Below are 13,009 nucleotides of genomic sequence, written 5' to 3'. Positions count from 1 at the left end.
TCGGCACTCCCGATGATCGTGCCGAGCCGCCGGACCCAGTCGGTCCGCTCGTCGCGGACGTTCCAGATCAGCCCGAGCCGGCCGCCCGGGGTGAGCACCCGGGCGATCTCCGGCAGCGCCCGAGCCGGATCCACCCAGTGCCAGGCCTGCGCCACCAGCACCACGTCGACCGAGGCGTCCGGCAGCGGGATCTCCTCGGCGCTGCCGCGGTGCGCCGGGACGTCCGGCAGGACGCGGCGCAGTTCGGCGAGCATGCCCTCGGAGGGGTCGACCGCGACGACGTCGAGGCCGCGGTCGCGCACCTGCCGGCTGAGCTTGCCGGTGCCGGCGCCCAGATCCAAAACCCGCGGCCTGCCGCCGGGCAGGAGCCAATCCAGCGCCTGATGAGGGTACGGGGGACGACCGCGCTCATAGGCGTCGGCGGCCGCACCGAAGGATCCGGCGTGCGGGTCAGTCACATTGATGATCTTAGCGAGCGGCTGGGTCCGGCCCGGCGTACCGGGTGTGCGTTCCGTTTCAAAGCGGGCGGCTCCGGGCACTCCTTGCGACGTAAGCACGACCAAGGAGGTTGCGATGAGCTTCACCGATAAGGTCAAGAACAAGGCCGAGGAACTGACCGGCAAGGCGAAGCAGGGTGTCGGCGAGGCGACCGACAACGAGCGCCTCTACGCCGAGGGCCAGGCTCAGGAGGCCTCCGCGCACGCGAAGCAGGCCGGCGAGCACGTGAAGGACGCCGGCCGCGACGTGCGCGACGCCCTGAGCTGAGGAAAGCCACTCCAGGGGTGTGGAGTAAGGGGAGGGCCCGGCGGGATGACCGCCGGGCCCTCTCTCATGCCGCCTGCTGCTGCTTGCGCCACCAGTCCTGGCCGGAGCGCGGCAGCGTGTCGATCGGGTCGTAGTAGGCGTACTGCTTGGACAGCGCCTCGGCGTCCTCGGCCTCGATCGAGGTGCGGTAGTTCTTGGTCCAGTACGAGATGCCGTGCTCCCGGTCGTAGTCGGCGATCATGTGTACCCACCGCTTGCCGACGAACGGCACGTCGCAGACAATCCGCGGGGTCGCGTAGCCGGGCAGGTAGCCCATCAGGTCGTGCTGGAGCTGCTGGGCGTGCCAGACCGGGACCCGCCAGTGCTCGGCGTTCGGGATCATGTCGCACATGTAGAAGTAGTACGGCAGGATCCCGGCCTCGCCCTGCAGCGCGAAGCAGAGGTCGAGCAGGTCCTCGGTGGTGGCGTTGACGCCGCGCATGAGCACGCCCTGGTTGCGCACGTCGCGCACGCCGACCTCGAGCAGGGTGCGCACCGCCCGGGCCACCAGCGGGGTCAGCGAGTTCACGTGGTTGACGTGGGTGTGCACGGCCAGGTTGACGCCGCGCCGCTCGGCCGTGACGGCGACCCGGTGCATGCCCTCGACGACGTCGTCCTGCAGCCAGTGCTGCGGCAGGCCCATCAGCGCCTTGGTGGCGAGCCGGATGTCGCGCACGGTCGGGACCGAGAGCAACCCCATGAGGTACGCCTCGAGCTGCTTCCACGGCACGTTCGCGACGTCGCCGCCGGACACGACGACGTCCCGTACCCCCGGGTGGTTCCTCAGGTAGTCGAGGTGCGCGGCGTAGCGGTCGACGGGCTTCTCCAGCAGGCGCAGCTTCGACACCGTCGGGGTGCTGTTGCCGACCAGGTCCATCCGCGTGCAGTGCCCGCAGTACTGCGGGCAGGTGCTGAGCAGCTCGGCGAGCACCTTGGTGGGGTAGCGGTGGGTGAGGCCCTCGGCCACCCACATGTCGTGCTCGTGCAGCGAGTCGCGGGTGGCGTGCGGGTGCGACGGCCAGTCGAGCTGGCGGTCGGTGGCGACCGGCAGCATGTAGCGGCGGACCGGGTCGGCGTAGAACGACGCGGTGTCCGGCGCCCGGTCGGGGACCATGGTGTTGAGCATCTGCGGCGGCAGCAGCATCGACATGGTGGCGAGGCGCTGCTGGTCGGTCTCGAGGTCGGCGTAGAAGGTCTCGTCGAGCAGGCCGCCCATCACGGCGCGCAGCTGCTTCACGTTCTTCACGCAGTTGACCCGCTGCCACTGCGCGGACGCCCACTGGGCCGGCGTGACGTCGCTCCACCCGGGGAACCGCGTCCAGTCCGGCTCGGCGAGCTCACGGCGGCGGTACTCGTAGGGCTGTCCCACTTCCAGCACGGGTCCTCCCAGACGTCGTCGGCTGGCCCATCACGCTAACGGATAATCTCCGGCCTAGTAAGGATGTTGACGAAAGATTTGCGGTCAGGCAGGGTTTCGGGACGATTGTTTTGATGTGAGGAGGCGGCGCGCGATGGGATCTGCCGGACTGGACCGGGTGCTGGAGCCGCAAGGTGTGCTGCCGCAGGCCGCCTGGCGGCTCGACGCCTCGCCCGCGATCGGGCCGGACGAGGTGCGGATCCGGGTGCAGCGGCTCAACCTGGACGCCGCCAGCTACCGGCAGCTCGCCGAGAAGCACGGCGGCGACGGCGCGAGGATCCGCGCCGAGGTCCTCGAGATCGTCGGGACCCGCGGGAAGATGCACAACCCGGTGACCGGCTCCGGCGGCATGCTGATCGGCGTGGTCGACGAGGTCGGGCCGGAGTCGCCGCTGCCGGTGCAGCCCGGTGACCGGGTCGCCACCCTGGTCTCGCTCACGCTCACCCCGCTGCGGATCACCGACGGGCTGGCCGGCTGGGACGGCCGGAGCGAGCAGGTGCCGGCCGAGGGCACCGCGATCCTGTTCGGCCGCTCGATCGTCGGCGTGCTCCCCGACGACCTGCCGCCGGAGCTGGCCCTCGCCGTCTACGACGTGTGCGGCGCGCCGGCGCTCGTCGACCGGGTCGTCCGGGGATACCGGGAGCCGGCCGTGCTGGTGCTCGGCGGGGCCGGGAAGAGCGGCTCGCTGGCCCTGGCGGCCGCCAAGCGTGCGGGAGCCCGTACCCGAGCGGTCGTCGTCTCCGCGCAGGAGCGCGACGCGCTCCACGAAGCCGGACTGGCCGACGAGATCGCGGTCGCGGACGCGCGGAACCCGGTCGCCGTCGCCGAGGCGGCGGGCGAGGGCGCCGACGTGACGGTGGTCTGCGTGGACGTGCCCGGCTGCGAGCACGGCGCGATCCTGGCGACCGCACCGGGCGGCACCGTGATCTTCTTCTCGATGGCGACCAGCTTCGCCGCGGCCGCGCTCGGCGCCGAGGGCCTCGCCGCCGACGTGACGATGCTGATCGGCAACGGCTACGTGCCGGGGCACGCCGAGTTCGCGGTCGGGCTGTTGCGCAGCACACCGGGGGTGCGTGCGCTCTTCGAGGCCCGTCTGGCGGCAGACTGACGCCATGACTGCGCTCGACTCTCCCTCGGTCCGCTACCTCAACGGACGCTTCTACTCCGCCGCCGACCCGCGCGCCACCGCGATGCTGGTCCGCGGCGGCCGGATCGCCTGGCTCGGCCAGGACGCCGACGCCCCGGCCGCCGACCGGACCGTCGACCTCGGCGGCGGCCTGGTCACCCCGGCGTTCGTGGACGCGCACCTGCACGCCACCGACACCGGCCTGGCGTTCGACGGCCTCGACCTGTCCACGGTGCGCTCGGCCGGCGAGCTGCTCGACGCGGTCGCGGCGTTCGCCGCCGGCAAGGCGCCCGACGCGGTGGTGCACGGGCACGGCTGGGACGAGTCGACCTGGGCCGACCAGGTCCCGCCCACCGCCGCCGAGCTGGACCGGGCCGCCGGGGGGCGCCGCGTCTACCTGTCGCAGGCGTCCGTGCACTCGGCGCTGACCTCGTCGTCGCTGCTCCCGGTCGCCCGCGGGGTGGAGGGGTTCGACGAGTCGGGCTGGGTGCGCGAGCAGGCACACCACGCGGTCCGGGAGGTGGCGCTCGGCGCGCTCAGCGACGCGCAGCGCACCGCGGCGCAGACCACGGCGCTGCGCCGGGCCGCGGCCCTGGGCATCGCCGCGGTGCACGAGTGCGGCGGGCCGGGCACGTCCAGCGAGGCCGACTTCGCGTCGGTGCTCGCGCTCTCCGGCCGGGGCCTGCCGCGGGTGTACGGGTACTGGGGCGAGCTGGGTGGCGCCGAGCGGGCCCGGGACCTGGGCGCGCACGGCGCGGCCGGTGATCTGTACGCCGACGGCGCCCTGGGCTCGCGGACCGCCTCGGTCCGGCAGCCCTACCTCGACGGCGACCACGGCTGCGGCGAGGCGTTCCTCACCGCCGAGCAGGTCGGCGACCACCTGCTCGACTGCGTGCGGATCGGGTTCCAGGGCGGCTTCCACGCGATCGGCGACGCCGCCATCGCGACGGTGCTGGACGGGTTCGCGCTCGCCGCGAAGCAGGTCGGCGTCGACCGGCTGCGCGCCGGCCACCACCGCATCGAGCACGTCGAGCTGGTCGACAAGGCGATGATCGCGCGGATGGTCGAGTTCGGGGTGATCGCCTCGGTGCAGCCGGTCTTCGACGCGCTCTGGGGCGGCGCCGACCGGATGTACGCGCAGCGCCTCGGCGTGGACCGGGCGCTCGCCACCAACCCGATCGGCGCCATGCACGCCACCGGGGTGGCCCTCGCCTTCGGCTCGGACTCGCCGGTCACCGCGCTCGACCCGTGGGCCGTCGTGGTCGCCGCGGCCGCGCCGCGCAACCCGGTCTACCGGATGAGCGTGCGGTCGGCGTTCGCGGCGAGCACCCGCGGCGGCTGGCGGGCGGCCGGCCTGGAGGAGGGCAACGGCGTGCTGGCGCCGGGATACGCCGCGACCTTCGCGGTGTGGGACACGCCGGGCGGCGTGCAGGGCGGGCTGCCGGCGCTGCTGCCGGACGCCGACGGGGCGACGCCGCCCCGGCCGGTCTGCACCCGGACGGTGCTGTCCGGAGAAACGATCTTCGAGTTCGGGGAGTAGGGAGCAGAAGCGTGGCCGGGAAGCTGGATCTGGACCCGCGCATCGTGGCGCGGGCACGTGCCCTGGCGGCGCGGGCCGGGCAGCCCGTCGTCGACCTGGCGCGGTCGCACACCACGGTGTCGGTGGAACGTGCGGTGCTGCGCCTCGCCGGGGTGCGCGGCGCCGATCCGGACGGCATCCCGTGGGTGAACCGCCTGGTCGACGCGGTGCGGGCGGACGTCGGTCTCGGTCACGGGGTGGCCGTGCCGGCGTTCCACGCGATGCTGTCGCAGGGCGTGGAGGACCTCACCACGCTGGCGCAGAAGGCGGCGGCCGGGTCGGTGCGGTTCACGCTCCCCTCCGGAAAGAGGGACGCGACGGCCGCGCGCCGGGCCGCCTCCCGGGCCGCCCGGGCCGGTCTCAAGATCGTGGATCGGCAGCGCGCCGCCCGCGACCGGCTGATCAAGCGGCACGGCGACCCGGCCCAGCGGCCGTGGATCTATCTGATCGTCGCGACCGGGGACATCTACGAGGACATCCCGCAGGCGCAGGCCGCCGCCCGGGCCGGGGCCGACGTGATCGCGGTGATCCGGTCGACCGGTCAGTCGCTGCTCGACTACGTGCCGGAGGGCGCCACCCGGGAGGGCTTCGCCGGCACGTACGCCACCCAGGAGAACTTCCGGCTGATGCGGGCGGCGCTCGACGAGACGTCGCGCGAGCTGGGCCGGTACATCCGGCTGACGAACTACGCGTCCGGGCTGTGCATGCCGGAGATCGCCGCCCTGGCCGGCTTGGAACGCCTCGACATGATGCTCAACGACTCGATGTACGGGATCCTGTTCCGCGACATCAACCCGATCCGCACCTTCGTCGACCAGCGGTTCTCCCGGCAGGTGCACGCCCGCGCCGGGATCATCATCAACACCGGCGAGGACAACTACCTGACCACCGCCGACGCGGTCGAGGCCGCGCACACGGTCACGGTCTCGCAGCTGCTCAACGAGTTCTTCGCGCACGAGGCGGGCCTGGCGGACTGGCAGCTCGGGCTCGGACACGCCTTCGAGATCAACCCGGATATCCCGGACTCCTTCCGGCTGGAGCTCGCCCACGCGCTGCTGGCCCGGGAGCTGTTCCCGGACGCGCCGCTCAAGTGGATGCCGCCGACCAAGCACATGACCGGCGACGTGTTCCGGGGCAACCTGCTCGACGGGTTCTTCAACCTGGCCGGGGCGCTCACCGGGCAGGGCATCCTGCTGGTCGGCATGATGACCGAGGCCGTCGTCACCCCGTGGCTGTCCGACCGGGACATCGCCCTGCAGAACGTCCGGTACGTGCTCAACGGCGCCGGCAACCTGCACGAGGACTTCACCCCCGGCCCGTTCATCAGGGGCCGCGCCAACCAGGTGCTCGGCGAGGCCATCGACCTGCTCGAGAGGATCGTCGACGACACGCTGCTCACCGCGATCGCCGACGGCACCTTCGGGATCATGAAACGGCCCGCCGACCGGGGCAAGGGCCTCGACGGGGTCGCCCGCTGCGACGAGGACTACTACAACCCGGTTGTGGAGGCGCTGTGACCGTCATCCGGCCCTACGGAGACACCACCGGGGACGGGATGGTGCAGCTCTCCTTCACCCTGCCGATCCCGCACGACAAGCGCGCCGAGGGGGCCGCGCTGCAGCTCGCCGGGAAGATGGGCATGGACCCGGCGATGCTCGTGCACGCCAAGCAGATGGGTGACGGCTACACCTTCTTCGTCGTCTACGGCAGGGTGAACCACCTCGTCGACACCGACCGGGTGCAGGTCGTCGAGCGCGACTATCCGCTGCTCGGCGCGAAGGAGGTGAACGCCGCGATCAAGCGGGGCCTGCGGCGGCGGCTCACCGTGGTCGGCGCGTGCATCGGCACCGACGCGCACACGGTCGGCATCGACGCGATCCTCAACCTCAAGGGGATCGCCGGGGAGAAGGGCCTGGAGTCGTACTCCGAGCTGTCCGTCACCAACATGGGCGCCCAGGTCTCGGTGCCCGATCTCGTCGAGACCGCCCGCTCGCTCAAGGCCGACGCGGTGCTGGTCTCCCAGGTCGTCACCCAGCGCGACGCGCACCTGCAGAACACCCGGGCCATGTCGGCCGCGTTCCGGGAGGCGCTGCCCGCCGGGAGACGGCCCCTGCTCATCGCCGGCGGCCCGCGCTTCGACGAGCTGATGACCGCCGAGCTCGGCGTCGACCGGATCTTCGGCCGCGGAACCACGCCCCGGGAGGTCGCCTCCTATCTCGTCCACGCACTCGTCGCTTCCCCGGGAGGCCGCAAATGATCACCGTGACGCACCGCCGCTACGTGCCCTACGCGCACGCCCACTACGCCGGGAACCTGGTCGACGGGGCGTACTCGCTCGGCCTGTTCGGGGACGTCGCCACCGAGGTGTGCATCCGCCTCGACGGCGACGAGGGGTTGTTCGCGTCCTACTCGGACGTGCAGTTCACGGCGCCGGTGCAGGCCGGGGACGTGCTCGAGGTGACCGCCACGGTGGTGCACATGGGCACCCGTTCGCGGCGCATCGAATTCACGTCCACCGTCGTCTGCCGGGGCACGGGCGGGTCGTCGGCGGCCGTGCTGGAGGAGCCGATCGTGGCCGTCACCGCGGTGGGCACTGTCGTGGTGCCACCGAAGCCGTGACCACCGTCGTCTGTGTCGACGTCGGGTCCACGTACACGAAGGCCGCGAAGATCGACCTCGACGGCGCGCGACTGATCCGCCGGGCCGAGGTCCCCACCACCGCCGCGACCGACGTCCTGGAAGGGCTCGACGCCGCCGTCGCCGCCGTGGGCGGCGACGGCGGCGAGCTCCACGTCTGCTCCTCGGCCGGGGGAGGGCTGCGGCTCGCCGTGATCGGGTACGAGGCACTCGTCACCGCCGAGGCCGGCCACCGGGTCGGGCTGTCGGCGGGTGCGCAGGTCGTGCACGTGGCCGCCGGCCCGCTCACCGGCCCGGACGTGGCGGCGGTACGCGGCGCCCGCCCCGACGTGATCCTGCTGGCCGGCGGCACCGACGGCGGTGACGGTGATACGCTGCTGCACAACGCGCGCCGGCTCGGCAGGGCGCGCTTCCGGGTGCCGGTCGTGCTGGCCGGCAACGCGGACGTGCGCGCCGAGGCGGTCGCGCTGCTGACCGCGGGCGGGGTGCCGGTGACCGCGACCGCCAACGTGCTGCCCCGCATCGGGGTGCTCGACCCGCTGCCGGCCCGGGCCGCGATCCGCGAGGTGTTCCTCCGGCACGTGATCGGCGGAAAGCGGCTGTCGAAGGGGCCGCGCTTCGGTTCCCTGGTCCGCGCCGCCACCCCGGACGCCGTGCTCGCCGGGGTGGAACTGCTCGCCGATCTGACCGGCTACGGCGTGCTCGTCGTCGACGTGGGCGGGGCGACGACGGACGTCTACTCGGCCCTGGTCCCGGACGCCGAGAGCGAATCCGGCCCGCGCCGCGACGTGGCCGGGACGCTGTGGCGCGCCCGGACCGTCGAGGGCGATCTGGGGGTGGCCGTGGGGGCGGACGGGACGAGGGCGGCGGCCGCGGCGGAGAAGCTCTCTGGGGATCTCTCCGGTGCGGGTTGTGACGATCGGGATCTGGCGGCTGCCGCTGCGGTGATCGCGCTGCGGCGGCATGCCCGCGGTCATGCGGAAGGCCCGGGGCGGCCCCGGATCGGCGGCCGGGATCTGCGCGACGTGCGGCTGGTGATCGGGTCGGGCGGGGTGCTGCGGCACGGCGGCGGTGACCGGGTGCTGAACGCCGTGCTGAGCGACCTGGCCGGCGGGTGGGCGTTGCCGGAGCGGGCGCGGACCGTCGTCGACGCGCAGTACGTGCTGGCGGTCGCCGGTCTGCTGGCCGCCGAGCACCCGCGGGCCGCGGCCGGTCTGCTGGGCGGCCTGCTGGGCTGATCGTCCGGAGTCGGGTCGGCCGTACCGGCGGGCTTCGGACGCACGGGTATCGAGCCGGATTCGGGCGGACATTTCGCGGCGGGGCGCCACCTACCGTGACGCAGCGAATTGCTGTGTACGGGGAAAGTGGAGGTCACCGGTGGGTGGCAGACGACTGTTCGGCCTGGTGGTAGCGGCTCTGAGTGTTCTCCCGGCGACGGTTGCCGCGTTTCCCGCGACGCCCGCCTCGGCGGCCGTCTCGTCGCGGATCACGGTGAGCGTGCCGGCGGCCCTGCGTACCGGGGTGACCGCGGCGGTGACCGGGAAGCTGACGCCGGGCCGGAACCGGACCGTGCGGCTGGAGCGGCTCTCCGGCACCAGGCGGTACGTGCTGGCCACCGCCCGGACCGGGCGGGACGGCCGGTACACGCTGAAGGTCCGGCCGTCGTCGTCCGGCGACTGGACGCTGCGGGTCTCCGCGCCCGCGTCCGGGTCCTACCGTGCGGTGACCTCGGCGCGGCGCACGGTCCGGATCTGGACCGCCACGACCGCCACCGCAGCGTTCAGCCCGGCCGCCGGCACCGTCGGCAAGCCCGTCGCGCTGACCGGCCGGCTGACCCCGCAGGACTCCGGCCGTGCCGTGACCGCGCAGCGCTGGAACGGGCGGACCTGGGTGACCGTCGCGCGGGCCACGTCGGCGGCGAAGGGGGCGTACCGGATCGCGCTGCCGTCACCGGCCGCGGCCGGCCGCACCTCGTGGCGGGTCACGGTGGCGGCGACCCGCCATCGGGGCGCCTGGACCGGCCCGGTCCAGATCCTCACGACCAAGCCGGCCCCGACGACGCCGGATGTCCCATTAAATCCGACAAATCCGTCGCCCACAACCGCGCCCACGCCGACCGCGCCCCCGCCGACCGGCCCGACCGCGCCCCCAGGCCCGACCGCCCCGACCGGCCCAACCGCCCCGATCGGCCCAACCGCCCCGACCGGCCCGACAAATCCGACAAATCCGTCGACCGCCGTCCCGACACCGCCGGTCACCCCGACGACCCCGGCCCCCACAACCCCGGCCCCCACAACCCCGGCGGCTCCCTTCCTCGTCGCGGCGAACGGCCCGGACCTCCACACCGTCGAGATCAACGCCCCGCACCGCACCACCAAGGTCGCCACCGGCGAATACGTGGCCTCGACCGCCACCGGCCGCGTGCTCTACCGCGACGCCGGCCTGCACCTCACCGGCGCCGGCCTGCCACCCACCCTGCTCGCCACCGAGACCGCCACCACCTGCCTCATGGACGAGACCCTCGAGACGACGGGCCGCTACGCGGCTTGGATGACCGGCAGACCGGTACGCCTCAACGACGGCACCAGACTCTGCGCGGCCGGCACCGACGTCCGCCTCCACGACGCGACGACCGGCACGACCACCGCGATCACCATGCCGCGCGGCGTCCCCGGCAGTTCGTCGCTGGACCAGCGGGCCGCCTTCACCCGGGACGGCGCGCACCTGGTGGTGGCCGATACGGGTCATGCCGTGTACGTCTACACCCTCGCCACCGGCCGCTGGACCCAGCCGCCGCGGCCCGGCACCGGAACCGTCACGATCGCCGACGTTCCGGCGCCGGCCGGCTACGTCGCGATCGACCAGCAGGTGACCGGCTGCGCCTCGGGCCGCTGGTATCTCGACGCCGCCGGCGTCGCCCCCGCCGTGTGTGTGGCGTCGTCGGTGGCCGGCCGGCGGGTGAGCCCGGACGGGACCCGCACCCTGTGGACCGCGACGGCCGGCGCGGAGACCCTCGTCATGGTCGGCGACGCGGCCGGGGTCCGGGATCTCGGGGCGGTCGCCGCGGGCACCGTGCCGCGGTTCGCCGGGGACGGCGCGGTGGGCTGGAACGGCGAGATCACGCCGCTCGACGGAGCCGCCGCCTGGCGGCTGCCCGCCGGATGGGAAATGAAATGAGGGCACAAAAATAGGGCCCGGTCTCCCTGCCCTCTTTAACGTATAACACAGAGGGCCTCTTGCGGCAAGCCCCGGTTCGTGGCGCAAAATCGCAGCTCGAAGCTGTTTTCGCTGTCGAATCGGGGTCCACTGCATTGACGAATGTATTCAGCCTGCCGGAAGAAAGCGGAAAGAACGACCCGGCAATGATCGCGGACGACGAGAAGCATTTCGCCGCGATGGACGCCGGCATCCGGCGGTCGACCGGCGAGCTGACCGCCCGCCTCGAGGCCGCCCGCAGGGCGCCGGCCGGGAAGGGCCGGCAGGCCGTCGACCGCGACGAGGAGGTCAAGCGGCTGACGTCGCGGCTCGCGCTGCTGCGGCGCTACGGCGTGGACCTGTGCCTCGGGCGGATGGTCGGTGAGGACGGGGTGTCGACCTACATCGGGCGGCGCGGGCTCACCGGCGACGACGGGGGCCGGCTCCTGCTCGACTGGCGCTCGCCGGCCGCCGAGCCGTTCTTCGGCGCCACCCACGCCGACCCGATGGGGCTGGTGTTCCGGCGCCGCTACCGGTGGACCGGCGGGCGGATCACCGACTACTGGGACGAGGTGTTCGACGCCGCCGGGTTCGAGGGGCACGCGGCCGCGCTCGACGACCAGTCGGCGTTCCTCGCGAGCCTGGGCGGCGCCCGCACGGAACGGATGCGGGACGTGCTCGGCACGATCCAGGCCGACCAGGACGCGATCATCCGGGCCGGGTCGAAGGGCGCGCTCGTGATCGACGGCGGTCCGGGCACCGGCAAGACGGTCGTGGCGCTGCACCGCACCGCCTATCTGCTCTATTCCGACCCGCGCCTGGGCAACCGGCGTGGCGGGGTTCTGTTCGTCGGGCCGCACGAGCCCTATCTCGCCTATGTCGGCGACGTCCTGCCGAGTCTCGGCGAGGACGACGTGCAGACCTGCACGCTGCGCGATCTCGTGCCGGAGGGCGCCGGCGCGGGCCGTGAGGACGACCCGGGCACGGCCCTCTTGAAAGAAGGAGCGGCAATGGTACGGGTCGTCGAAGCGGCCGTGCGGTTCTACGAGGAGCCGCCCGCGACGAGGACGGTCGTGAGCACCGAGGACGGCGACCTCACGGTGACGCCGCGGGACTGGGCGGCCGCGTTCGAGGCGGCCGAGCCGGGCACGCCGCACAACGAGGCCCGCGAGCAGATCCTCGACGAGCTGATCGCCATCCTCGCCGAAAGATCCGACATGTCGGAGAGGGTGCTGCGGCGCAGTGGTGATCTCCACCGAGCCCTGCATCGCGCCTGGCCCCTGCTCGACACCGCCGACGTGATCGGCGATCTGTGGTCGGTCCCCGCCTACCTGCGCCGCTGCGCGCCCTGGCTCACCGCCGCGGAGATCGCGAAGCTCCAGCGCCCCGATCCGAAGGCCTGGACCACGGCCGACCTGCCGCTGCTCGACGCCGCCCGCCGCCGGCTGGGCGACGCCACGGCCGAGGCCCGCGACCGCCGCCGCCGGGCCGAGGCGGAGGAGGGGAGGGAGCAGATGGGCCGGGTGCTCGACGACCTGATCGCCTCCTCGGTGCACGACGACGGCGAGGGCCTCATGAAGATGCTGGTCCAGCAGGACCTGCGGGAGAACCTGGCGGGCGGCCTGGCTGCGGCGGGCCCGGACGCGGCGGGATCGGCGGCGTTCGAGGGCCCGTACGCGCACATCGTCGTCGACGAGGCGCAGGAGCTGACCGACGCCGAGTGGCAGATGCTGCTGTCCCGCTGCCCGTCGCGCAGCTTCACGATCGTGGGGGACCGGGCGCAGTCCCGGGCCGGGTTCACCGAGTCGTGGCGGGAGCGCCTCGAGCAGGTCGGGTTCGACCGGATCGAGACGGCCGCGCTGACCGTGAACTACCGCACTCCGCAGGAGGTGATGGAGGAGGCCGCGCCGGTGATCAGGGCCGTGCTGCCGGACGCCAACGTGCCGGTCTCGATCCGGCGGAGCGGTGCTCCGGTCGTACACGGCAAGGCAGTTGATCTGGAAAGGGTCCTGCGCGGGCGCGGGGAGGGGATCGCGTGCGTGATCGGCGACCCCGGCTTCGCGGAGCGGGAGGGGGTGCGCTCGCTCACGCCGGAGCTGGCCAAGGGCCTGGAGTTCGATCTCGTGGTGCTGGTCGATCCGGAGCGGATGGCGCCGGTCGATCGATATGTCGCGATGACCCGCGCGACCCGCGAGCTGGTGGTCCTGACCAGGTGATTTCCCTGAACGGAAGATGACACGCCGACGAACGC

At 73.2% G+C, this 13,009-nt stretch carries 10 protein-coding genes and 1 pseudogene; 9 read left to right on the top strand and 2 right to left on the bottom strand.

Features of this window, described 5'->3' with window-relative positions:
* Positions 1 to 47: 47 nt before the first annotated feature.
* Positions 48 to 458: pseudogene (locus tag AB0G10_RS35020) on the bottom strand (class I SAM-dependent methyltransferase); the annotation flags it as partial.
* Positions 459 to 573: 115 nt separating this feature from the next.
* On the opposite strand from AB0G10_RS35020, the gene AB0G10_RS35015 reads away from it, so the two are divergent.
* Positions 574 to 765: a CsbD family protein gene (locus AB0G10_RS35015; RefSeq protein ID WP_127552726.1), complete on the top strand. Its 192-nt coding sequence runs from the start codon at positions 574 to 576 to the stop codon at positions 763 to 765.
* A gap of 64 nt (positions 766 to 829) precedes the next feature.
* Here the strand turns inward: AB0G10_RS35015 and AB0G10_RS35010 are convergent, their stop codons facing one another.
* The gene (locus tag AB0G10_RS35010; protein ID WP_360931807.1) at positions 830 to 2,182 is read right to left on the bottom strand and encodes a lysine 2,3-aminomutase; all 1,353 of its coding nucleotides are present in this window, start codon (positions 2,180 to 2,182) and stop codon (positions 830 to 832) included.
* 133 nt (positions 2,183 to 2,315) lie between these two features.
* Between AB0G10_RS35010 and AB0G10_RS35005 the strand changes: the two genes are divergently transcribed.
* The 8 genes from AB0G10_RS35005 (at position 2,316) to helR (ending at position 12,974) form a co-directional block, all read left to right on the top strand.
* Complete coding sequence (locus AB0G10_RS35005; protein WP_360931804.1) at positions 2,316 to 3,329, top strand: L-erythro-3,5-diaminohexanoate dehydrogenase; 1,014 nt, start codon at positions 2,316 to 2,318, stop codon at positions 3,327 to 3,329.
* A 4-nt stretch (positions 3,330 to 3,333) separates the two neighbouring features.
* Positions 3,334 to 4,887: an amidohydrolase family protein gene (locus AB0G10_RS35000; RefSeq protein WP_360931801.1), complete on the top strand. Its 1,554-nt coding sequence runs from the start codon at positions 3,334 to 3,336 to the stop codon at positions 4,885 to 4,887.
* Positions 4,888 to 4,898: 11 nt separating this feature from the next.
* The gene (locus tag AB0G10_RS34995; RefSeq protein WP_360931799.1) at positions 4,899 to 6,443 is read left to right on the top strand and encodes a lysine 5,6-aminomutase subunit alpha; all 1,545 of its coding nucleotides are present in this window, start codon (positions 4,899 to 4,901) and stop codon (positions 6,441 to 6,443) included.
* The gene (locus tag AB0G10_RS34990) at positions 6,440 to 7,183 is read left to right on the top strand and encodes an OAM dimerization domain-containing protein (protein ID WP_360931797.1); all 744 of its coding nucleotides are present in this window, start codon (positions 6,440 to 6,442) and stop codon (positions 7,181 to 7,183) included. Before AB0G10_RS34995 ends, AB0G10_RS34990 begins: the two co-directional genes overlap by 4 nt.
* Positions 7,180 to 7,545 (top strand): hotdog domain-containing protein, encoded by a 366-nt coding sequence (locus AB0G10_RS34985; protein ID WP_360931794.1) that lies wholly within the window; start codon positions 7,180 to 7,182, stop codon positions 7,543 to 7,545. Before AB0G10_RS34990 ends, AB0G10_RS34985 begins: the two co-directional genes overlap by 4 nt.
* On the top strand, positions 7,542 to 8,801 hold the full coding sequence (locus AB0G10_RS34980; protein WP_360931791.1) for a glutamate mutase L: 1,260 nt from the start codon (positions 7,542 to 7,544) through the stop codon (positions 8,799 to 8,801). The genes AB0G10_RS34985 and AB0G10_RS34980 overlap by 4 nt, the downstream gene beginning before the upstream one ends.
* Before the next feature lie 139 nt (positions 8,802 to 8,940).
* Entirely contained in the window at positions 8,941 to 10,740 is a 1,800-nt protein-coding gene (locus AB0G10_RS34975) for a hypothetical protein (protein ID WP_360931788.1), read from the top strand.
* A gap of 134 nt (positions 10,741 to 10,874) precedes the next feature.
* Positions 10,875 to 12,974, top strand: a complete 2,100-nt coding sequence (gene helR / locus AB0G10_RS34970) for an RNA polymerase recycling motor ATPase HelR (RefSeq protein ID WP_360931785.1) — start codon at positions 10,875 to 10,877, stop codon at positions 12,972 to 12,974.
* Positions 12,975 to 13,009 lie beyond the last annotated feature (35 nt).

This window comes from Actinoplanes sp. NPDC023714 (genome assembly GCF_040639855.1).
Taxonomy (GTDB): Bacteria; Actinomycetota; Actinomycetes; order Mycobacteriales; family Micromonosporaceae; genus Actinoplanes.
The sequence above is the reverse complement of the archived record's forward strand: the minus strand, read 5'-3'. Positions and strand labels throughout refer to the sequence as shown.